Annotated in this window: 16 protein-coding genes; 13 read left to right on the top strand and 3 right to left on the bottom strand. The window is 59.6% G+C overall.

All coding sequences use genetic code 11. The features are described from left to right. Positions 1-10 precede the first annotated feature (10 nt). The 4 genes from odhB (at position 11) to WA928_RS06830 (ending at position 5349) form a co-directional block, all read left to right on the top strand. Positions 11-1219 carry a 2-oxoglutarate dehydrogenase complex dihydrolipoyllysine-residue succinyltransferase gene (gene odhB, locus WA928_RS06815; protein WP_424301320.1) on the top strand — a complete coding sequence of 403 codons (1209 nt, stop codon included), beginning with the start codon at positions 11-13 and terminating at the stop codon, positions 1217-1219. Between the two features lie 168 nt (positions 1220-1387). Continuing rightward, positions 1388-2815: a dihydrolipoyl dehydrogenase gene (lpdA, locus tag WA928_RS06820; RefSeq protein WP_424301323.1), complete on the top strand. Its 1428-nt coding sequence runs from the start codon at positions 1388-1390 to the stop codon at positions 2813-2815. Positions 2816-2823: 8 nt separating this feature from the next. Then, the gene (gene zapE / locus WA928_RS06825) at positions 2824-3915 is read left to right on the top strand and encodes a cell division protein ZapE (protein WP_350380686.1); all 1092 of its coding nucleotides are present in this window, start codon (positions 2824-2826) and stop codon (positions 3913-3915) included. Positions 3916-4002: 87 nt separating this feature from the next. After that, on the top strand, positions 4003-5349 hold the full coding sequence (locus tag WA928_RS06830; protein WP_424301327.1) for a tryptophan--tRNA ligase: 1347 nt from the start codon (positions 4003-4005) through the stop codon (positions 5347-5349). Here WA928_RS06830 and WA928_RS06835 read toward each other — a convergent pair. Then, a complete protein-coding gene (locus WA928_RS06835) occupies positions 5314-6219 on the bottom strand; it encodes a LysR substrate-binding domain-containing protein (RefSeq protein WP_424301330.1) in 906 nt (301 codons plus the stop codon). The genes WA928_RS06830 and WA928_RS06835 overlap by 36 nt on opposite strands. Before the next feature lie 125 nt (positions 6220-6344). Here WA928_RS06835 and WA928_RS06840 point away from each other — a divergent pair, with 125 nt between their 5' ends. The 5 genes from WA928_RS06840 to WA928_RS06860 all read left to right on the top strand — a co-directional run bounded on the left by WA928_RS06840 (position 6345) and on the right by WA928_RS06860 (position 12604). Then, on the top strand, positions 6345-7532 hold the full coding sequence (locus WA928_RS06840; protein WP_424301333.1) for an acyl-CoA dehydrogenase: 1188 nt from the start codon (positions 6345-6347) through the stop codon (positions 7530-7532). A gap of 7 nt (positions 7533-7539) precedes the next feature. Further along, positions 7540-8799 carry a CaiB/BaiF CoA transferase family protein gene (locus WA928_RS06845; protein WP_424301336.1) on the top strand — a complete coding sequence of 420 codons (1260 nt, stop codon included), beginning with the start codon at positions 7540-7542 and terminating at the stop codon, positions 8797-8799. 115 nt (positions 8800-8914) lie between these two features. After that, positions 8915-9397: a DUF2271 domain-containing protein gene (locus WA928_RS06850; protein ID WP_424301339.1), complete on the top strand. Its 483-nt coding sequence runs from the start codon at positions 8915-8917 to the stop codon at positions 9395-9397. A gap of 5 nt (positions 9398-9402) precedes the next feature. Further along, a complete protein-coding gene (locus WA928_RS06855; RefSeq protein ID WP_424301342.1) occupies positions 9403-11607 on the top strand; it encodes a PepSY domain-containing protein in 2205 nt (734 codons plus the stop codon). After that, complete coding sequence (locus tag WA928_RS06860) at positions 11588-12604, top strand: FAD:protein FMN transferase (protein WP_424301345.1); 1017 nt, start codon at positions 11588-11590, stop codon at positions 12602-12604. The genes WA928_RS06855 and WA928_RS06860 overlap by 20 nt, the downstream gene beginning before the upstream one ends. Before the next feature lie 37 nt (positions 12605-12641). On the opposite strand, the gene WA928_RS06865 is transcribed toward WA928_RS06860, so the two are convergent. After that, a complete protein-coding gene (locus tag WA928_RS06865; protein ID WP_424301348.1) occupies positions 12642-15035 on the bottom strand; it encodes a Tex family protein in 2394 nt (797 codons plus the stop codon). 132 nt (positions 15036-15167) lie between these two features. Here WA928_RS06865 and WA928_RS06870 point away from each other — a divergent pair, with 132 nt between their 5' ends. Then, a complete protein-coding gene (locus tag WA928_RS06870) occupies positions 15168-17204 on the top strand; it encodes an ATP-dependent DNA helicase (protein ID WP_424301351.1) in 2037 nt (678 codons plus the stop codon). 43 nt (positions 17205-17247) lie between these two features. Here WA928_RS06870 and WA928_RS06875 read toward each other — a convergent pair whose 3' ends face one another. Continuing rightward, positions 17248-18063 carry an outer membrane protein assembly factor BamD gene (locus WA928_RS06875; protein WP_424301354.1) on the bottom strand — a complete coding sequence of 272 codons (816 nt, stop codon included), beginning with the start codon at positions 18061-18063 and terminating at the stop codon, positions 17248-17250. A 79-nt stretch (positions 18064-18142) separates the two neighbouring features. Here WA928_RS06875 and WA928_RS06880 point away from each other — a divergent pair, with 79 nt between their 5' ends. From WA928_RS06880 to WA928_RS06890, 3 genes are all read left to right on the top strand, one after another. Then, complete coding sequence (locus WA928_RS06880; protein WP_424301357.1) at positions 18143-19108, top strand: RluA family pseudouridine synthase; 966 nt, start codon at positions 18143-18145, stop codon at positions 19106-19108. Then, complete coding sequence (pgeF, locus tag WA928_RS06885) at positions 19105-19902, top strand: peptidoglycan editing factor PgeF (protein WP_424301360.1); 798 nt, start codon at positions 19105-19107, stop codon at positions 19900-19902. The genes WA928_RS06880 and pgeF overlap by 4 nt, the downstream gene beginning before the upstream one ends. A 137-nt stretch (positions 19903-20039) precedes the next feature. After that, a complete protein-coding gene (locus tag WA928_RS06890; protein WP_424301363.1) occupies positions 20040-21656 on the top strand; it encodes a PHA/PHB synthase family protein in 1617 nt (538 codons plus the stop codon). The last annotated feature ends 12 nt before the right edge of the window (positions 21657-21668 follow it).

Below are 21668 nucleotides of genomic sequence, written 5' to 3' on the forward strand. Positions count from 1 at the left end.
AACAATCACCATGGCTATTACCGAAGTTCTCGTTCCTCAACTCTCCGAATCCATCTCCGAAGCCACCTTGCTCAACTGGAAAAAGCAGCCGGGCGAGGCCGTCGAAGTCGATGAGATTCTGATCGAGGTAGAAACCGACAAGGTCGTGCTCGAGGTGCCTGCGCCGGCAGGTGGCGTGCTTGCAGAAATCGTCAAGGGCGATGGCAGCACGGTTACGGCAGGCGAAGTCCTGGCCCGTATCGATACGGACGCCAAGGCGGCCGCTGCTGCGGCGCCTGCCAAAGCCGAAGAAGCCGCACCTGCGGCGGCCCCTGCTGCCGCCGCTGCGCCGGCTGCCGCCAAGTCTTCCTCGGTAGCGTCTCCGGCCGCTGGCAAGATCCTCTCTGAAAAAGGCGTTGATCCTGCCTCTGTGCAAGGTTCAGGCCGCGATGGCCGTGTCACCAAGGGTGACGCGATGGCTGCCTCAGCCAAGCCTGCCGCTGTTGCGCCGTCTGCGCCGGTACCCGTCAACCTGGATGGCCGCGCCGAACAGCGAGTGCCCATGAGTCGTCTGCGTGCCCGTGTGGCCGAGCGTCTCATCCAGTCGCAATCCGAAAACGCCATCCTGACGACCTTCAACGAGGTCAATATGCAGGCCATCATGGATCTGCGTAAAAAGTACAAAGAGGTCTTCGAAAAAGAGCACGGCGTGAAGCTGGGCTTCACCTCCTTCTTTGTCAAGGCCGCTGTGGCTGCGCTCAAGCGCTATCCGGTGGTCAATGCCTCGGTTGATGGCAAAGATATCGTTTATCACGGCTATTTTGATATTGGCGTGGCCGTGGGCAGCCCCCGTGGGTTGGTGGTACCTATCTTGCGCAACGCCGATCAAATGTCGCTGGCCGACATCGAAAAGCAGATTGCTGATTTTGGTCGCCGGGCTCAGGATGGCAAGCTCACCCTCGACGAACTTACCGGTGGCACCTTCTCCATTTCCAACGGTGGGGTGTTTGGATCGATGCTGTCTACACCCATCATCAATCCGCCTCAGTCGGCCATCCTGGGTATCCATGCCACCAAAGAGCGTCCGGTGGCCGAAAACGGCCAGGTTGTGATCCGTCCAATGAACTACCTGGCGCTGTCCTACGATCACCGCATCATTGATGGTCGCGAAGCGGTTCTGGCCCTGGTGGCCATGAAAGAAGCGCTTGAAGATCCCCAGCGTTTGCTGCTCAGCGTCTGATCGCTACCCGTTGCGGCCTGTTGCCAATCCGGCAATGGGCTTGCGGCCGGCAAGTAATATCGGCATCCAGTGCTGGGCGCCCGCAGGGTCACGATTGATCCGGCGCACAGGCTTATTGGGTGCCAACCGGATACCCGCTGCGGTATCCCCATTTTTCAAGAGATAAGCATGGCAAAACAATTTGATGTGATCGTGATCGGCGCCGGCCCTGGTGGCTATATTGCGGCCATCCGTGCGGCCCAGTTGGGGTTGTCGGTGGCCTGCGTGGATGCGTGGTCTGACGCAGCGGGCAAGCCCGCGCCTGGTGGCACCTGCACCAATGTGGGCTGCATCCCCTCCAAGGCCTTGTTGCAGTCGTCCGAGCACTACGAACAGCTGAACCACCATTTCGCCGAGCATGGCATTACCGCCAAGGGCGTCAGCCTCGATCTCGCCAAGCTGGTGGGCCGCAAAGACACAGTGGTCAAGCAAAACAACGAAGGCATCCTTTATCTGTTTAAAAAGAACAAGGTGTCTTTCTTCCACGGTACGGGTTCTCTGGTAGCCAAAACTGATTTTGGCTGGTCTGTGAAGGTAGCGGGTAAAACCGAAGAAGACCTCGAAGGCCGTCATGTAGTGGTTGCAACAGGTTCCAACGCCCGCGAGCTTCCCGGGCTTGCCTTTGACGAAGACCGCATCCTCTCCAATGATGGCGCCTTGCGTATTCCTGATATTCCCAAAAAACTGGGCATCATCGGTGCCGGTGTGATCGGGCTGGAGATGGGCAGTGTCTGGCGCCGCCTGGGCTCCGAAGTCACCATCCTCGAAGCCATGCCCGATTTCCTCGGCGCAGTGGATCGCGATGTGGCCAAAGAAGCCCAGAAGGCACTCAGCAAGCAAGGTCTGGCCATCCAGACGGGTGTGCGTATCGGCGAGGTCAAGACTTCAGCCAAGGGCGTCAATCTCCAATACACCGACGCAGCAGGCGCCGAGCAAAAACTGGCAGTGGATCGTCTGATCGTATCCATCGGGCGTGTGCCCAATACCAATGGTCTGGGTGCTGATATTGTTGGCCTCAAGCTCGACGATCGTGGTTTTGTCGTGGTCGACGAGCACTGCCGCAGCAACCTCAGCAACGTCTGGGCGGTGGGCGATGTGGTACGTGGGCCGATGCTGGCACATAAAGCCGAAGAAGAAGGCGTGGCGGTTGCCGAGCGCATTGCCGGTCAACATGGGCACGTCAATTTCGATACCATCCCCTGGGTTATTTACACCTCGCCCGAGGTTGCCTGGGTGGGCAAGACAGAACAGGCCCTGAAAGCCGACGGGCGCGAGTACAAGTCGGGCTCTTTCCCGTTCATGGCCAATGGCCGGGCACGTGCTCTGGGCGACACCACCGGGTTCGTCAAGATTCTGGCCGATGCCAAGACAGACGAAGTACTGGGTGTGCATATTGTGGGGCCCATGGCCTCCGAGCTGATCTCCGAAGCGGTCACCATCATGGAGTTCCGTGGTGCAGCCGAAGACATCGCCCGAATCTGCCACGCGCATCCCACCTTGTCCGAAGCCGTGAAAGAAGCCGCATTGGCGGTAGACAAGCGTACGCTTAATCTGTAAGTTGCCCGATGGATGTCAGCGCGTATTACGCGCAGGCCCTGCACGAAAGGGGCTTCGTCGCTGACGAAGCCCAGCGTGCAGCGGTACAGCGCTTGCAGCAATATTATGACGACTGGATCGAGTTCAAGCATCAACGTTCCAGCCGGATCAAAAAGCTGTTTTTACACCCCGCCGTGCCGCGCGGCGTGTACCTGTGGGGCGGGGTAGGCCGGGGCAAAAGCTTTTTGATGGACGCCTTTTACCTGACAGTGCCTGTCAAGCGTAAGGTGCGTCTGCATTTTCACGAGTTCATGCGTGGTGTGCACCGCGAAATCCAGGCAGTCAGTGGCGAACAAGATCCCCTGGATCACGTGGCCCGCAATATCGCCAAGCGCTATCGCTTGATCTGTTTCGACGAGTTTCATGTGTCGGATGTGGCGGATGCCATGATCCTGTACCGGCTGCTGTTGCGGCTGTTCGAGTACGGGACGTCATTTGTCATGACCTCCAACTACGAGCCTTCCACCCTGTATCCCGATGGCTTGCACCGGGATCGCATTTTGCCGGCCATTGCACTGATTCAGCAGCAAATGGATGTGCTGAATGTAGACGCGGGTGTCGATTACCGCCGTCGGACGCTGGCTGAGCTGCGCACCTATATCACGCCAATCGTTGCCGGCACACACGACGAACTGCGCTCGGCCTTTGATCGTCTGGCGGATACGGCCGAACAAAAACCAGTGCTGCAGATTGAAAATCGCGAGATTCAGGCCGTGGCGCTGGCTGGCACAGTGGTATGGTTTGATTTCATGGCCTTGTGCGGCACCGCGCGTTCGCAAAACGATTACCTGGATCTGGCTGATCGCTTTCAGACGATTATTGTGTCGGATGTCCCGTGTATGGCACCCAGGCAGGCCTCCGAGGCCCGACGTTTTACCTGGTTGGTGGATGTTTTGTACGACCACAAAGTGAAGCTGATCCTGTCGGCGCAATGCCCGCCGGATGCACTGTACACAGAAGGGCCAATGTCCAACGAATTCACCCGTACGGTGTCGCGCCTGATGGAAATGCAGTCTCACGAATATCTGGCAGAAGTCCGGCGCGCGGCTGTCGTGCTGTAACGGGCCAGTGGCGCCCGCGATGCCCCGGCTTGCCGGCGTCGCGCTGCGGTACGATTGGGCATTCTTTTCTTGAAATTGATCAGGCACATGCAGAACACCTCCGCAACACCGCAGTCCGCTCACCGGGTGCTTACCGGTATTACAACGTCTGGTACGCCCCATCTGGGCAATTATGCAGGCGCCATCCGGCCTGCCATTCAGTCCAGCACCGAGCCTGATGTTGATGCCTTTTTCTTTCTTGCGGACTTTCATGCGCTGATCAAATGTGCGGATCCTGCCCGGGTGGCCCGCTCGCGCATGGAGATTGCAGCCACCTGGCTGGCGGGAGGGCTGGATACCGAGCGTGTCACGTTTTATCGACAGTCGGATGTGCCTGAAATTCCCGAACTCTGCTGGATGCTGACCTGCGTGACGGCCAAGGGCTTGATGAACCGTGCGCATGCCTACAAGGCCTCGGTGGATGCCAATCAGCTCAAAGGCGAAGACCCCGACGACGGGGTGACGATGGGATTGTTTTCCTATCCAGTGTTGATGGCGGCCGACATCCTGATGTTCAATGCCCATCGGGTGCCGGTAGGGCGAGACCAGATCCAGCACCTGGAAATGACGCGGGATATTGCCCAGCGCTTCAATCATCTGTACGGCGGTGGCCAGGATCTGTTTGTTTTGCCCGAAGTGCAGATTGATGAAGAGGTGGCTACCTTGCCGGGCCTGGATGGCCGCAAGATGTCCAAAAGCTATAACAATACGATCCCGCTTTTTGAGGGCGGAGCCAAGGCCCTTAAATCGGCCATTGCTCAGATCGTCACCGACTCCCGCCTGCCGGGCGAGCCCAAGGATGCCGACGCCTCTCACCTGTTTACCCTGTATCGGGCATTTGCCAGTGCAGCCCAGACGACGTCTTTCAAGACGGCACTTGAGGGCGGTTTGGGTTGGGGCGAAGCCAAGCAGGCGCTTTACGAGCAAATCGAGGCGCAAATCGGCCCGATGCGTGAACCCTATGCAGAGTTGATGGCGCATCCCGAGTGCATCGAAGATATCTTGCAGGCGGGTGCGCGAAAGGCCCGCGAAATTGCGGTGCCGTTCATGGATCGCTTGCGTGAGGCTGTAGGCTTGCGACAAGCCGCACCTGTGGCGGGTAAAAAGGCCAGCGGCGTCAAGGCCGTCAAGGCCCGACTGGTGTCGTTTCGAGACGAAGACGGGCGGTTTCGCCAGCGCCTGTTTGCAGCCGATGGCACCGAGCTTCTGTTATCCGAGGCCTTCGACGACCCCAAGTTGCTCAATCAGGTCAGCCGGGCGTTGGCTGGGGCAGATTTACCCATGTTTCCTGTGGATGCCCAGGGGTATGTTGTGCTGGGATCCGGTGAGCATTGCTGGGCGCGGGTTCCCGCAGATCAGCTAGCTGATATCCAGGCCGCCTTGCGCCAAATCTGAAGCTTGACGGATCAGCCACTCGCGAAACTGCACTAAAGCGGGCAAGTCGGTTTTGCTTTCGGGCACGATCAGATGAAACGCCCGCTTGCCTGGGCCCGAGTGTGTGTTCAGGATGTGCAAGTTGCCGCTAGCGAGCTCTTGCTGGATCAGAAATGGCGGGATCAGCGCAACACCCAGACCATCGGTTGCCGCCTGTGACAACATCGAAAACAGTTCCAGACGCATCCCCGCCATGGCTGTAGGCACATGGGTGCCTGCTGAAGCAAACCAGTCGCGCCAGGCTGTGGGGCGGGTGCTTTGCTGCAGTAATGGTAGGGTGGAGATGGTTGCGACGTCGAGGGGGCCATTGGCCAGTGTCGGGCTGCATACAGGCAGCGGGTTTTCATGCATCAGGAAATACGCCTGCGTGCCCGGCCAGGCGGGGTCGCCCGAGTAAATAGCGGCGTCGAAGTCGGTTTCGTCAAACAAAAATGGGCGTGTGCGGGTAACCATGTTTACCTGCAGGCTGGTTGCAATGTCGTGGCTTTGGGCCAGGCGGGGCAGTAACCACCGTGTGGCAAAGGTAGGCACTGTGGCCAGTTCGACCACACCGCCAGTTTGGTGTGCCATGATGGCCAGGGTATCGCGCTCGATCGCGTCCAGCCTGCGCCGGATTACTCGGGCATAGCGCGCGCCCGCGTCTGTTAGGCGTACGCCGCGCCGGATCCGGTAGAACAGGGGCACCCCCACAAAGCTTTCCAGTGAGGCAATCTGGCGACAAATCGCACCCTGGGTGAGGGAGAGCTCTTGAGCCGCGTGCGTAAAGCTTTGATGCCGGGCGGCAGCCTCGAATGCTTGCAATGTACTGGTGTTAGGTAGGCGCTTACGCATCGAGATCCAAAAATCAGACTAAGAAGTGAATTTAACTCACAGATTAGTCAAATTATATGGCTTGATTCGTAATAGGCATGTCGGTAGGATGCAAAATCATCACTTGATCTTTCAGGAGCTCTCGCATGTCTTCGTCTCGCCCTCAATTTCAATGGCTTGATCCTCTCTTGCTGGATCAGCAGCTGACCGATACCGAACGTATGGTGCGTGATGCCGCCCGGGCCTATTGTCAGGATCAGTTGCTGCCTCGGGTGCAAGAGGCTTTTCGCCACGAAAAAGCCGATGTCGGCATTTTTCGTGAAATGGGCGAACTGGGCCTGCTGGGCGCAACCATCCCCGAAGAATTCGGTGGTGCGGGGCTCAATTACGTGAGCTATGGCCTGATTGCCCGTGAGGTCGAGCGCGTCGATTCCGGCTATCGCTCGATGATGAGTGTGCAAAGCTCACTGGTGATGGTGCCCATCAATGCATTTGGCACACAGGCACAAAAAGAAAAATATCTGCCGGGCCTGGCCAGTGGCAAATCCATTGGCTGTTTTGGTCTCACTGAGCCCGATCACGGATCCGATCCGGGCTCCATGGTTACGCGGGCTAAAAAAGTAGCTGGTGGCTATCAGCTGTCGGGTGCCAAGACCTGGATTACCAACAGTCCGATTGCCGATGTCTTTGTGGTTTGGGCCAAGGACGATGCCGGGGATATTCGCGGCTTTATTCTTGAGAAAGGCTGGAAAGGCCTGTCTGCCCCCGCTATTCATGGCAAGGTGGGGCTGCGGGCCTCGATTACCGGCGAGATTGTGCTGGACGAAGTCTTTGTGCCCGAAGAAAACGCGTTTCCAGAGGTTCGTGGCCTCAAAGGGCCATTTACCTGCTTGAATTCCGCTCGTTTCGGGATTGCCTGGGGAGCCCTGGGGGCCGCCGAGGCCTGCTACGAAACCGCACGCCAGTATGTGCTTGATCGTAAGCAGTTTGGGCGGCCTCTGGCCGCTAATCAGCTGATCCAGAAAAAGCTGGCGGACATGCTCACGGAAATTACCTTGGGGCTGCAATCCGTGCTGCGAGTGGGCCGCCTGAAAGACGAAGGCCAGGCACCCGTCGAGATCACGTCCATCATCAAGCGCAATTCTTGTGGCAAAGCGCTGGACATTGCCCGCACGGCGCGCGACATGCTGGGTGGTAACGGGATCTCCGACGAGTTCTGCATCGCCCGTCATCTGGTCAACCTTGAGGTCGTCAATACCTACGAAGGCACCCACGATGTCCATGCCCTGATTCTTGGACGCGCCATCACTGGTATTGCGGCATTTGCCAACTGAGTCCCTCATGACGCATAGCGATACGGCAATTGTGGCGGGTACCCCGGTGGGGGCCTTGTCGGGGATTCGAGTGCTGGATTTGTCCCGGGTGCTGGCTGGGCCGTGGGCCACCCAGATTTTGGGTGATCTGGGCGCTGATGTCATCAAGATCGAGCGGCCAGGGCAGGGGGATGATACCCGTGGCTGGGGCCCACCCTGGATGCCGGACGAAAGCGGCCAGGCTTCTCGCGTGGCGGCATACTATTTGTGCGCCAATCGCAACAAGCGCTCGGTTACTGTGGATATGGCGGCCGAAAAAGGCCAGGCCTTGATTCGCCAGTTGGTGAGTCAGTCGGACGTGCTGGTTGAAAACTTCAAGGTGGGTGGCCTGGCCCGCTACGGGCTGGATTACGCCAGCGTGCATGCGCTTAATCCGCGCCTGGTGTATTGCTCGATTACGGGGTTTGGCCAAACCGGCCCCTATGCGCCACGTGCCGGCTACGACTTTTTGATACAAGGGCTGGGTGGCCTGATGAGTGTCACTGGGCAGCCGGATACCCAGCCGGGTGGCGGGCCGGTAAAGGTAGGGGTGGCGCTTACCGACATCCTGACAGGCTTGTATGCGGCCAATGCCATCCAGGCGGCCCTGGCAGCCCGCGCCACCACCGGCCAGGGCCAGCACATTGATATGGCCTTGCTGGATGTGCAAGTGGCCTGCCTGGCCAATCAGGCCATGAACTATCTGGCCACTGGCGTAAGCCCCGGCCGCATGGGCAATGCACACCCCAGTATTGTGCCGTATCAGGATTTCCCCACTGCGGATGGCTACATGATCTTGGCCATTGGCAACGATGGGCAATTTGTCCGGTTCTGCGAGGAAGCCGGGCAACCGGATCTTGCCAGCGATCAACGCTTTGCCACCAACCGCGCCCGTGTTGAACACCGGGATGAACTTATCCCCATCCTGCGGCATATCACCACGGCGCGCACCACCGCCCAGTGGGTGCAGGCACTTGAGTCCCGTGCGGTGCCCTGTGGGCCCATCAATGCGATGGCACAGGTCTTCGAAGATCCGCAGGTGAAGGCCAGGGCGCTAAAAATTGATATGGCACACCCCGAAGCCGGGTCGGTGCCGCTGGTGGCCAGCCCCATCCGCTTGTCGGATACTCCGGTGGATTACCGCCTGCCGCCTCCCGGCCTGGGGGCTCACACGGCTGAGGTGCTGTCTCAGGTGCTGGGCCTGGAAACTTCGGAGATTGACCACTTGCGGGCAGATGGCGTGATCTGACCCGCCAAACTGTTTTTTGGCGTTGCCGGAATATGTTCATCTCTGGTCAATATTGAGCTGCGTATCCTGACCTCATCACTGCTATCGGGCAGTGGCAAGGACAGGAGCACGCAGCATGCAAGCAAAACATCATTTGGGTGTTTACGCCCTGACAGCCGCTACGTTGGCTGTCCCTACACTGGCGCATAGCCGCACCGTGGATCTCTCGGCAACACTGCAGCGTTATGGGGGAGACGGTGCATATTTGGCGGTCTACCTCATCAACCCTGCGGGTGCTTATGCAGGTACCTTGTGGGTGGCCGGAGGCAAGGCCAAGTATTACAAGCATCTTTCCAATTGGCAGCGCCTGTCTGCCAGTGATGCCTCCCGGCTGGATGGTGTCACCGGGGCAAGTGTCGGCGAGGGACGCTCCCTGACGATCAGTGCCGATCTGGCCGATGCCCTGTTCGATGCGGGCTATGAAATTCACATTGATGCAGCAGTGGAAGACCTGCGGGATAGTCCCTCGGATGTGCGCGTGCCTTTGCGCAGTGAGGGTATGTCCACCAGTGGGCCGGGCCGTCAATACGTGAAATCGATGTCTTATCAGGTGCGGTGAGCCAGATGAATGCGCGAAAAATCCATCGGGTGCTGGGGCTGTGGTCGGGTGCCCTGTTATTGATGCTTGGCCTGACTGGTGCAATGTTGGCCTTCTTTCCGGTCAAAGATGCCTGGGTGGCGCCATCGTATGACCAGCAGGCTTCGGTGGCCGGGTTGGTGCAGCGTGCGCAGTCTGATATTCCGGGGTTGGAAGCGCTCCGGCGTCAGCCGGCAGGGGCCGTCCTGGCGTATTCCTTTGATGCTGCGGGATCTCATGCCCAGCAGTTGGATCCCACAACCGGAAATGTACTGGGAGCGTATCAGGCCTCCAGTACCGAGCGCTGGTTGCGCAATTTGCACCGCTCGCTACTTCTTGGAGATGCGGGGCGGCTGGTTACTGCATTTGCCGCTTTTGCCTTGCTGGTCTTGTCCGTTTCGGGTTCAGTGTTGCTGGTGCGTCAGCTTGGTGGCTGGCGACAGGTCCTTGGCAGGGTGCGCGGCACGGGCGTTCATCGGCTCCACACCTGGACTGGCCGTGTGCTGGTGGTTGGCTTGTTGCTGTCGTCTGCCACGGCTTTGTGGATGAGCGCAACCAGCTTCGGCCTTTTTTCAGTCGATGCGCCACCGCTTCCTGAGGTGCAGTCTGCCCGTGTGGATGAGTCGGACCTCCCGGCGGCGCGCATTCCGTTTCTGCAGGCTCTGCCAGTCGGTCAGTTGCGCTCGCTGGAGCTGCCCGAGCCAGGGGTGCCTGAGGATGTCTGGACGGTACGTACTTCCGAGGGTGAAGGTGCGATTGATCGCAAGACAGGCGTGATGCTTGCCTGGTCTGCCTACGGCGTTCCACAGCGACTGAATGATTGGATATACACCCTTCACACGGGCAAGGGCGGGTGGGGCTGGGCAATGGTACTGGCTTTGCTGGGCCTGTCGATGCCCATGTTTTGGATATCAGGCATGCTCGTGCGCGCGCAGCACCGTAGCCTGATACCCACGATATCTGCCAATACAGCAGTCAGTCAGGCTGACATGCTGATTTTTGTGGCCAGTGAAACCGGTTCCACCTGGGGGTTTGCTCAGGCGCTGCACAATGCCTTGGTGCAGCGCGGACACAAAGTGCATACCGCGCCTCTGGCAGCCTTTGATGTTCCGCCTTTTGCCCGGCATGTGTTTGTGTTCGCGGCTACCTATGGCGACGGCCAGGCCCCCGCGCCTGCCGCGCATGCACTGAATAAGATTCGGGCACTGCCGGCCGGCCAGGCGTCGGTGACGGTGCTGGGGTTCGGTGATCGCCAGTTTCCCCGTTTTTGTGCCTATGCGCGTGCCATTGAAGAGTCTTTGAGGACTCGGGGATGGCGTGGCTTGCTTCCTTTTGAGGCGATTCATCAGCAAAACGTGCAAGCGTTTGAGCGCTGGGTCAGGGCCGTGTCTGATGCCTTGGTCGAACCGCTAGTCCTGAAAATGCTTGCCCGGGTACCGGCGACCCATCCGCTTACGGTACTGGAGCGCACGGATTATTCCGATGAGGCGACGGGGGCTGTCGTTATCCTGCGGCTGGGTTGGCCCAAGGTGCACCTCACAGACTGGTTGCGCGGGCGTGGCATGCCTGCGTTTCAGGCCGGAGACCTTCTGGGTGTTGTGTCCGAGACGGTTCAGGTGCCCCGGTATTATTCGCTGGCTTCAGGCCGCCCGGATGGTTTTGTGGAGATCTGTGTCAGAAAAGTACCGGGTGGCCAGTGTTCAGAATATCTGCACACTTTGCAGCCTGGCGATTGTTTACAGGCATTTGTGAAGCAGAACCCGGGGTTTACGCTGGCCGCCGAAGCCCGGCCCGTGATCTTGATTGGCGCGGGCACCGGTATTGCACCTTTGGCGGGATTTATCCGGAGCAATTCCCAGCATGCACCCATGTTTTTATATTTTGGTGGGCGAGACCCTGAAAAAGATTTTTTATTTGGCTCGGCGCTGCAACGCTGGCTTGGCAAAGGCCATCTCACTGGCCTAAAAACAGCTTTTTCGCGCGTAGGAAACGGCAGCTATGTGCAGGATGCCTTGCGCCGGGATGCGGCACGGCTGCAGGATTTGGTGTCACAAGGGGCGGTGTTGCGAGTGTGTGGCAGCCGCTTGATGGCGCAGGGTGTACGCGATGCGCTCGATGACATCCTTAAACCCTTGGGGCTTTGTGTGGATAATTTGCGTGTTGGAGCCCGTTATGCCGAAGATGTCTTTTGATATGGACCAGCTGCATACATTGGGTCGAGCCACAGATGTGCTGGTCGAGCATAGCCTGAGTGGTGCGACGATGGGTACCCGCTGGGCGGCCCGCTACCAGCCAGTGCCGGGTCTGGATGGTGTCCTGCTTGAACGGGATCTGCAGCACGCGGTCGATCAGGTAGACAATCAGATGTCTACCTGGAAGCCAGACAGTGATCTCATGCGTCTGAATCGCTCTGCACCGGGCCAGTGGGTTGAGTTGCCGCTGGATCTGACGCGGGTGTTGGCGTGCGCGTTGGACGTGGGCATACAAAGTAACGGTGCTTTTGATATCGCTGTGGGTGGCCTGGTGGAAGCCTGGGGGTTTGGTGCGTCGCGCACGCAGCCCGATGCTGAAGCTATCCGGCGGGCGACACTTGGTTTCCGGGCGGCTCATGTGTCTCTCGAATTGGACGTTGCTGCGAGCCGGGCTCGCAAAACGCATCCGCTTACTCTGGATTTATGCGGGATCGCCAAGGGCTACGGAGTAGACAAAATGGCGGCTGTGATGCGCCAGCATGGCGTGGCCAGGGCCTTGCTGTCGCTCGATGGTGAGTTGTGTGCCTTGTCTGGTCACGCGGACGGCAGGCCTTGGGCTGTGGCGCTTGAGCGCCCCCAGGCGGGCATCCGCGCTGCGCACGGCGTGATACAGCTCGAAAATATTGCCGTTGCCACGTCGGGTGATTACCGCCATCGGATTCATTTCAAGCCGGGGCAGTGGGTGTCTCACACCATGGATGGACGTGCGCGCCGGCCTGCAGACCACGCGGTGGCATCTGTTACCGTCCTGGCGCCAGATTGCATGCGGGCGGATGCCTGGGCCAGTGCGCTGCTGGTGTTGGGCGCCCACGAGGGGCCTGCCATGGCTCAGCGCATCGGGCTCGATGCGCTGTTCCTGATGCGCCGCCCGTTGGGTTGGCTGGAGTGGGGCACCGGGCGCTTTGGCATCCAGCACGCCAGGGCCGCCACCGTTTAAGCAAATGACCAGGCCCCGGCTGTCTGGAAAGATGCGCTTAGCTCTTGCCTCGCAAGCGCGCAAAGGCATCGGCCATGGCGCTGTTGTTGGGTGCCGCTGCCGGCTCGCGGCCGGGGCGGCGTGCGTGTGTGTCTGCATGGCCGGGTTTGCGCGTTTCGGTGCGACCGGATTTGCGGCTGTCTGTGGGACGTGCCCCCCCAGACCGGGTGTCAGGATCATCTTTGCGCATGCTCAGTGCAATCCGCTTGCGTGCGACGTCCACTTCCAGCACTCTAACCTGCACGGTCTGGCCGACACGCACGACATCACGGGGGTCTTTCACAAATTTGTCGGCCAGGGCAGAGACGTGCACCAGGCCATCCTGATGCACGCCGATGTCTACAAATGCCCCAAAATTGGCCACGTTGCTGACCACGCCTTCGAGCGTCATGCCCGGCAGCAGATCCTTTATGTCGTGGATGCCTTCCTTGAAGTGTGCCGTCTGGAATGCCGGGCGCGGATCACGGCCTGGTTTTTCCAGTTCGGCAAAAATATCGCGGACGGTGGGCAGGCCGAATTGTTCGCTGGTGAAATCAGCCGGAGACAAACCCTTGAGTGATTGCGCCTGACCCATCAGTTCGGAGACCGGTTTGCCGGCCTTGAGCACAATCTGCTCGACCACAGGGTAGGCTTCGGGGTGCACAGCCGAGGCATCCAGCGGATTGTCCGACCCGGGGATACGCAAGAAGCCGGCAGCTTGTTCAAATGCCTTGTCACCAAAACGGGGTACGTCGCGCAGTGCTTGCCGGTTGCCAAAGGCACCGTGGGCTTCGCGCCACTGCACGATATTGCGTGCCAAGCCGGCATTCAGGCCGGATACCCGTGTCAGCAACGGGGCAGAGGCAGTGTTGACATCGACACCCACTGCATTTACGCAGTCTTCAACCACGGCATCCAGAGAGTGCGCCAGCGCGCGCTGATTGACGTCGTGCTGGTATTGGCCTACCCCGATGGCCTTGGGCTCGATTTTCACCAGTTCTGCCAGAGGATCCTGGAGGCGCCGGGCAATCGATACAGCGCCTCGCAGGCTGACATCCAGTTCGGGGAATTCGTGTGCCGCCAGTTCGGAGGCCGAATACACCGACGCACCTGCTTCGGAGACCACCACGCGGTCGAAAGAAAGCTCGGGGTGGCGCTCCAGCAAGGTGGCCACCAGCCGCTCGGTCTCGCGTGAGGCCGTGCCGTTGCCGATGGCGATCAAAGGGATCTGATGGCGGCGGATCAGCGTTGCTAATGTGTTCAGGCTGCCCTCGACATCCCGGCGTGGCTCAAACGGGTAGATGGTGGCGGTATCCAGCAGCTTGCCGGTGCTGTCGATGAGGGCTACCTTCACGCCGGTACGGATGCCCGGATCCAGGCCCAGCACCGCCTTGGGGCCGGCCGGTGCGGCCAGCAGCAGGTCTTTCAGATTGGCTGCAAAGACTCGGATGGCCTCGGCTTCCGCCGCTTCTCTCAGCTGCCCGATCAGTTCTGTTTCAAAGGTGGTCAGCAGTTTGACCCGCCATGTCCAGCGGCAGACTTCGGCCAGCCAGTGCTCGCGCGCAGTGGCCCGGGTATCGAAGCGGGCGTCCAGCGCCAGCAACTCGGCAATGCGTACCACGCAGGGGTGGGGTACCAGGGCATCGCGTTCGGGATCCAGCCCTAGATGCAGATCCAGCACGCCTTGCTGGCGTCCACGCAGTAAGGCCAGGATCCGGTGCGAGGGTAGGGTGCGCAGGGTTTCACTGAAATCAAACCAGTCGCGAAATTTTTCACCTTCCTGCTCTTTGCCGGCCACCACCTTGGCGTACAGCAGGCCAGTGTTCCAGAGTTCCGTGCGCAGGGCTTCCAGCACCACGGCCTGCTCGGCAAAACGCTCGGCAAGGATATCGCGGGCACCATTCAGGGTGGCTTTGATGTCTGCAAATCCTGCGTCTGCGTTGATAAATGCGGCTGCTGCAGTTTCAGGGTCTGCGTCGGTGGTACCCAGCAGCTGTTCCGCCAGGGGTTCCAATCCTGCCTCGCGGGCGATCTGCGCCCGTGTCCTGCGTTTGGGTTTGTAGGGGGCGTACAGATCTTCCAGTCGCTGCTTGCTGTCGGCAGCCAGAATTGCATCGTGCAATGTTGGATTCAACTTGCCTTGCTGCTCGATGGATTGCAGGATGGACAGCCGGCGACTTTCAAGCTCGCGAATATACAGCAGGCGCACTTCAAGCTGGCGCAATACGGTGTCATCCAGCCCGCCGGTGGCTTCTTTACGATAACGGGCAATAAAGGGTACCGTGGCCCCAGCGTCCAGCAGGTCAACCGCAGCGGCCACCTGTGCGGGGCGGGCGTCCAGTTCTGCAGTGAGCAGACGCAGAATACGGGCAGGGTCGACTTGGTCGGTAGAGGGAAGAGCAGCAGTGGACATCCGGACGTCCTAAAATAAAGGCTATCAAGCGGCGCATTTTGCCATACTGTGGCACAAACCCCGAATCCCCCCAGCGTATCATTGGATCAACGGTTCCTTGTATCGCTGGCTTAACGCCTGTTCTCCTTGCTCATGTCCTCCCCAGATCTTCCAAAGGTATTTGGCCCGGATGGCCCCCTGGCCAGTCAATTGCCAGCCTACACGCCGCGCCCGGCGCAGTTGGCCCTGTCCGACGCCATCCAGACAACTCTCGATGCGGGTGAAGTACTGATCGCGGAAGCTGGCACCGGAACCGGTAAAACCTGGGCATATCTGGTGCCCGCGTTCCTGTCGGGCGACAAGGTGCTGGTGTCCACCGGTACCCGCACGCTGCAGGATCAGCTGTTTCGCCGGGACATTCCACGCTTGCGGGCTGCGTTGTCGATGTCGGTGGATGTGGCTTTGCTCAAGGGGCGCAGCAACTATGTCTGCCACTACCATCTCGAGCGTCTCGAACAGGATGATCGCGGGCTGAAATCCCGGGATGAAATCGGCTTGCTACGGCAAATCCGCCAGTTTGTGCAGGTAACAGACACTGGCGACAAAGCAGATCTGCCTGCCGTCCCGGAAACCGCCGACATCTGGAATCGCGTCACCTCCACCCGCGAAAACTGCCTGGGGCAAGAATGCCCGTTTGTGCGCGAGTGCTTCTTACTCAAGGCCCGGCGCCATGCCCAGGAAGCCGATGTGGTGGTGGTCAACCACGCTTTGTTTATGGCGGATCTGGCCCTGCGCGAAGAAGGCATCGCTGATCTCCTGCCTGAAACACGCCTGGTGATATTTGACGAGGCCCATCAGTTGCCGGAAACCGCGACCCGGTTTTTAGGCCAAAGCATATCCTTGCATCAAATTCTGGATTGTGCGCGGCAAACTGAGGCAGCCGGGCTGGCGCATGCCCGCGAGGCCATGCGCTGGTCTGAGCACTGCCAGGCGCTGGACGCGGCTGCCAAAGCGTTTCGCCTGGTCAGTGCCCCTGTCAGCAAAATGCCGGGTGGCAGGGCTACCTTCGAGCAAATCCCGGACGTCGAGGCATTCGATGCCGCTTTGCAAAGTTTGAGCGCAGCACTGGATGTGGTGGCTGACGCGTTAGGTACGCAAGAAGATCGTCATCCTGATCTTGCCACGGCGGCCCGGGTGGCGCGTACCCTGCGGGCGCGATTGCTGCAATGGACCCAGCCGGCACGTGGCGAGTCCGAGCCCGCGGATCATGCGGCCGTACGCTGGATTGAGCACAGCCTGCATTCGGTGCGCTTGCATCGGGCACCTTTGTCTGTGGCCCGTATTTTCTCCGGATTTCGCAAGCCGCAACAGGCCTGGGTACTCACCTCGGCCACCTTGTCTGTACGCGGCAATTTCAGCCACTTTCAGCACCAGTTGGGGCTGCATGATGCGCATACAGAACACTGGGAATCACCCTTTGATTATCCGGCGCAAGGCTTGCTGTATGTGCCACAGAACCTACCATGGCCTAATGATCCCGGGTATATCGACGCGTTTGCAAAATCCTTGCTTCCCTTGGTGGATGCTTGCGCAGGTGGGGTGCTGGTGTTGTGCACCACCTTGCGGGCCGTCGACCGCGTCGCCGACTTTCTCCTGCGTGAGATGTTGTTGTCCGACCGGCCGGTGATGCGCCAGGGAGAGGCTACTCGTGGTGTGCTGCTGGAACGGTTTCGCTCTGCCGGCAATGCCGTGCTGGTAGGTAGCACGAGCTTCTGGGAGGGCATTGACGTGCCAGGAGACGCGCTTACCCTGGTGGCGATCGACAAGCTGCCGTTTGCCCCACCGGATGATCCCGTGCTGGAGGCACGCTTGAATGCCTGCCGGGCCGAGGGCGGAAACCCCTTTATGGAATATCAGTTGCCACAGGCGGCCTTGTTGCTGAAGCAGGGGGCAGGGCGCCTGATCCGGTCAGAGCAGGATTGGGGGGTACTGATGGTGGGAGATGGCCGGTTGGTGGATAAGCCGTATGGCCGTCTGTTGTGGCAGGGCCTGCCACCGTTTGCCCGTACGCGGGATCCCTCCGTGGCAGCCGGTTTTATGGCTCGGCCACCGCTGCTAAGCAGCGCTGCAGTGTCAGATGCGGGTGTGCCTGACACTCCCACGGCGGACACGGCTACTGTGGGCGATTAAGCAAGGCCTATCGCCTATCGCCTGCAGCCTATGGCCCTACCGTCTATAGCCAGTTGACGGGATTCCAGTAGTTTTTGGGCTCGTCCAGGCCTTGCTTGTAATACTTGCTGTCGGGGAAGTTTTTATCCAGTACTCGTTTGGCGTCGTCGGCGAGGTTGGGTAGGTTCAACTTCTGGTAGCTGAGCATCATCAGATAGAGAGCTTTCTCGACAACCGGGGCGCCTTCAAAATCGGTGACTACGGTTTGCGCCCGGTTGGCGGCGGCCACATAGGCCCCGCGCTCGTAGTAGTACTGGGCCACGTGCACTTCGTTTTCGGCAATAGTGTTCACCAGCCAGGCAGCCCGCAGGCGTGCGTCTGGCGTGTAGCGGCTATCGGGGTAACGCTTGATGAGCTCATTGAACGCTTCGTACGACTCGCGTAAACCTTTTGGGTCGCGCTCGCTTGGGTCCTGACGCGTAATGTTGGACAAAATCGCGCTGGGAGGTGTGAAGGTGATCATGCCCTTGAGATACAGCATGTAGTCGGTACCCGGGTGATTGGGGTATTGCTGCATGAAGCGGTCGATGGCCGCCTTGGCCTGATCGGGTTCTTCGTCTTTCCAGTTGACATAGGCCTGGTCAATCAGTGCCTGTTGGGCGTACAAGCCAAAGGGATAGCGGGCCTCGAGCGCTTCGAGGTTTTTGCGGGCATCTGACCAATTGCCTGAGCTCATGTCAGAGCGGGCCTGGCTGTACAGACGTTCTGCGCTCCAGCCTGCCGTGGGGTCGACATTGCCCGACGTGGAACTGCACGCTGCCAGCAGCGCCAGGCACAGGCCGGCAAGCGCCAGCCGAGCAACAGAAGACATGGATTTCATTGAAACGAGTGCATGCACGGCCACGGGGCATCCTTGATCAAGGTGTTAGCATTGTCGGCAGATTATATGATTTGTCGCCATGTCTGACACAGAGTTTGCCTCCGACGACGTCGATTCCGACGAACCCGAACACTTTACCCTGCCCTTGCAGGCACTGCCAGATCGTCTGGACAAGGTGCTGGCAGGCTTGCTGCCGCAACATTCGCGCAATCGTTTGCAGACATGGATTGAACAAGGCCATGTGCGGGTGGATGGCGTGGTTGGCAAGATTCGCACGCGTGTAGGCCCTGGTGCCCATATACAGGTGTGGCCACAGCAGGCCCCTGAAGACCTTGCCTTTACCGCTGAACCCGTCGATTTTCTGGTGGTGGCGGAGTCTGAACAGTGGATTGTGGTCAATAAACCGGCCGGTCTGGTGACACATCCTGGTGCTGGCAACTGGCACGGTACCTTGCTAAATGGCCTTTTGTACCGCTATCCGGAGCTCCTTCAGGTGGCTCGGGCCGGTATTGTGCACCGGCTGGACAAAGATACCTCGGGCCTGCTGGTGGTGGCGCGTACAGCCATCGCCCAAACCGCGCTGGTGCGTCAGTTGCAGGCACGCACGGTCAAGCGCGAATACCGCGCACTGGTGCATGGTGTGGTGCGCCAGTCGGGACGGGTGGATGCGCCCATCGGTCGGGATTCGCGTGTGCCCGTACGCATGAGTGCCGACAGGCCGATCGCGCCTAAGGTTGCGATTACGCATTATCAAGTGCAGGCAGGCGGACAGTGCGAACAACAGCCCGTCACAGAAATCATTTGCCATCTTGAAACCGGGCGCACGCACCAGATTCGTGTCCATCTGTCGTGGCTGAAGCATCCTTTGCTGGGTGATACCTTATACGGTGGCCGTGGCCTGGGCGGCGCCCAACGCCAGATGCTGCATGCGCAGGCACTGAGCTTTCAGGATCCGCTGACTGCCCAGTGGCAGGCCTTCACGGCCAACCTGCCGGCCGACTTCGAATTGGTGCGCGAGCAAATTGATTGGGAGGCGGGTGCATGAGCAAACTGCGGGTATGGGCTCCGGGGGTGCATGGAGTCGGCGGAGCACCGTGGTCAGGGGTGCAATATTTTTCTACCGCGCGCACGGGCGGTGTCAGTAAGGCGCCCTGGGATAGCCTGAACCTGGGTTTGCATGTCCACGACAATCCATCTGCCGTGCAGCAAAACCGTGCTCGTCTGCAGGTGGCTTTGCCCGGGCCTGTCCAATGGCTTAATCAGGTGCATGGCACAGAGGTCTGGTGCGCACCTGATCCCGAAGCCGCAGATCCCCCAGCTGCGGTTCCGCCTGTGTCGATATTGGGTCCTTGCGCCGATGCTGCGGTGACCCGTCAGCGTGGCCTTCCACTAGCCATCCTGACGGCTGACTGCCTGCCTGTTGTGCTGGCCGATGCCGATGGCACTGTGCTGGGCGTGGCGCATGCAGGCTGGCGTGGCCTGGTGGCGGGAGTGCTCGAAAACACGCTGGCGGCAATGCGTCGGCGGGCACCCGATGCGCATGGCTGGCGTGCCTGGTTGGGTCCCGCCATCGGCCCCCGTGCATTCGAGGTGGGTCCCGAAGTCCGTGAGGCTTTTTTGCGGTTGGATTCACAGCTTGCACCGTGTTTTATGCCGTCCGTGCGGCCCGGACACTGGCTGGCAGATCTTGCGGGCCTGGCCAGTGCGCGGCTGCAATGCGCGGGCGTCGCACACATCGAAGCCAGCGGCGAATGCACCTATCAGCAGACAGATCGGTATTTTTCGTATCGGCGGCAGAAACAGACAGGGCGCCAGGCCACCGTTGCCTGGCTGGTATGATCATTGCATTGGCAACGATGCGGATGAGTCCAGACGACTTGATGCTCGCGGATTACCCCGATTGACGGCCTGATCCAGCCTGTCAGAATGATTGAAAGCAATATCAAGAAGCACGGCTTCACTTTGCGGGGGATGTCATGGCAATTACCGATTCATCACAGCAGATCAACCCGCATGCTGCTGTAGATCATCTCGCCGCCATCCAGGCTGATTTTCTGCAATCCTGGCAGTTGCTTCTTCAAACCGCGGCTCAGGGCAAGCTAGTGCCGCCCACTGATCGCCGGTTTTCGTCCGATGCCTGGGCCAACGATCCCCAAGCCTTGTTTTCTGCGCATGCCTACCTGATTCTCACGCGCGCCTTGCAGCAACTGGCGGCATCTGCTGACATTGCAGACTCCGCCCGCGAGCGTCTGCAGTTCTCCATCATGCAATGGGCCGAAGCCGCCGCGCCCTCCAATTTTCTGGCCAGCAATCCCGATGCCCGGCAGGCCTTGTTGCGCACCGGCGGAGACTCCCTTCAGCGAGGGCTGGCCAATCTGCTGCACGATCTTCATCGCCGGCGTATTACACAAACTGACGAAACCGCGTTTGTGCCTGGCCAGAACCTGGCCATTACACCTGGCTCGGTGGTGTATCAAAATGCCCTGATGCAAATCATTCAGTACCAGCCGCAGTGCACTCAGGTACACCGGCGGCCCTTGCTGATGGTGCCGCCGTGCATCAATAAATACTACATTCTCGATCTCCAGCCGGCCAACTCGTTGGTGCGCCATGCGCTGCAGGCGGGGTTTCAGGTGTACATGGTGTCCTGGCGCAATCCGCGGCCCGACGACACCGACGGCACCGATACCATGGCCTGGGACAACTACATCGAAGACGGTGTCCTGAAAGCCATCCAGGTGGTGTGCGACATCAGCCGTCAGCCACAGATCAACGCACTGGGTTTTTGCGTAGGAGGCACGCTGCTGTCCACTGCGCTGGCGGTTGCGCGGGCGCGCGGGCAAGATCCGGTGGCGGCACTTACCTTGCTCACCACATTTCTCGATTTTCGTGAAACCGGCATCCTGGATGTGTTTGTCGATGAATGGCATGCGCGTACCCGAGACCAGCAACTGGGCGCGGGCGGGCTCATGTCAGCCCGAGAGCTGTCCACCACTTTTTCATTTCTGCGCCCCTCCGAACTCGTCTGGAACTACGTCAACGCCAACTACCTGATGGGCGAGTCTCCGCGCGCTTTCGATTTGCTGGCCTGGAACGCCGACGGCACCAATTTGCCAGGTCCGTTTTTTACCTGGTATTTCCGCAATACATATCTCGAAAACCGGCTCAAGACAGGCCAATTGCCTGTGTGTGGCCAGTTGGTCGATTTCCGTACGCTGGATATGCCAAGCTATCTATATGCCTCGCGTGATGATCACATTGTGCCGTGGGGCTCAGCCTACGCCTCCACGCTGTTGTTGCGTGGGCCGTTGCGCTTCGTCCTCGGAGAATCCGGTCATATTGCCGGCGTCGTCAATCCACCAGATCGCGGCCGGCGTGGCTACTGGACATCCGATGTCGATGTCTTGCCCAGCGCCCCCACCGAGTGGCTTGAGTCTGCCACACATGCCAAAGGCAGTTGGTGGCCCGATTGGCTGCAATGGCTGGCCGGGCACTCGGGGCCGATGCGGCGTGCGCCGGTTCGGCTGGGCAATCAACGTTATCCAATCCTAGAGCCCGCACCCGGGCACTATGTCACAGTCAGAGCAGACTAAAAAGGAGAATCC

The organism is Castellaniella sp. (assembly GCF_049651205.1).
Classification (GTDB): domain Bacteria; phylum Pseudomonadota; class Gammaproteobacteria; order Burkholderiales; family Burkholderiaceae_B; genus Castellaniella.

Bases quoted from the DNA above. Each gene is read 5' to 3' on its own strand.
- odhB (WP_424301320.1), top strand. From the start codon at position 11: ATGGCTATTACCGAAGTTCTCGTTCCTCAACTCTCCGAATCCATCTCC.
- lpdA (WP_424301323.1), top strand. From the start codon at position 1,388: ATGGCAAAACAATTTGATGTGATCGTGATCGGCGCCGGCCCTGGTGGC.
- zapE (WP_350380686.1), top strand. From the start codon at position 2,824: ATGGATGTCAGCGCGTATTACGCGCAGGCCCTGCACGAAAGGGGCTTC.
- WA928_RS06830 (WP_424301327.1), top strand. From the start codon at position 4,003: ATGCAGAACACCTCCGCAACACCGCAGTCCGCTCACCGGGTGCTTACC.
- WA928_RS06835 (WP_424301330.1), bottom strand. From the start codon at position 6,219: ATGCGTAAGCGCCTACCTAACACCAGTACATTGCAAGCATTCGAGGCT.
- WA928_RS06840 (WP_424301333.1), top strand. From the start codon at position 6,345: ATGTCTTCGTCTCGCCCTCAATTTCAATGGCTTGATCCTCTCTTGCTG.
- WA928_RS06845 (WP_424301336.1), top strand. From the start codon at position 7,540: ATGACGCATAGCGATACGGCAATTGTGGCGGGTACCCCGGTGGGGGCC.
- WA928_RS06850 (WP_424301339.1), top strand. From the start codon at position 8,915: ATGCAAGCAAAACATCATTTGGGTGTTTACGCCCTGACAGCCGCTACG.
- WA928_RS06855 (WP_424301342.1), top strand. From the start codon at position 9,403: ATGAATGCGCGAAAAATCCATCGGGTGCTGGGGCTGTGGTCGGGTGCC.
- WA928_RS06860 (WP_424301345.1), top strand. From the start codon at position 11,588: ATGCCGAAGATGTCTTTTGATATGGACCAGCTGCATACATTGGGTCGA.
- WA928_RS06865 (WP_424301348.1), bottom strand. From the start codon at position 15,035: ATGTCCACTGCTGCTCTTCCCTCTACCGACCAAGTCGACCCTGCCCGT.
- WA928_RS06870 (WP_424301351.1), top strand. From the start codon at position 15,168: ATGTCCTCCCCAGATCTTCCAAAGGTATTTGGCCCGGATGGCCCCCTG.
- WA928_RS06875 (WP_424301354.1), bottom strand. From the start codon at position 18,063: ATGAAATCCATGTCTTCTGTTGCTCGGCTGGCGCTTGCCGGCCTGTGC.
- WA928_RS06880 (WP_424301357.1), top strand. From the start codon at position 18,143: ATGTCTGACACAGAGTTTGCCTCCGACGACGTCGATTCCGACGAACCC.
- pgeF (WP_424301360.1), top strand. From the start codon at position 19,105: ATGAGCAAACTGCGGGTATGGGCTCCGGGGGTGCATGGAGTCGGCGGA.
- WA928_RS06890 (WP_424301363.1), top strand. From the start codon at position 20,040: ATGGCAATTACCGATTCATCACAGCAGATCAACCCGCATGCTGCTGTA.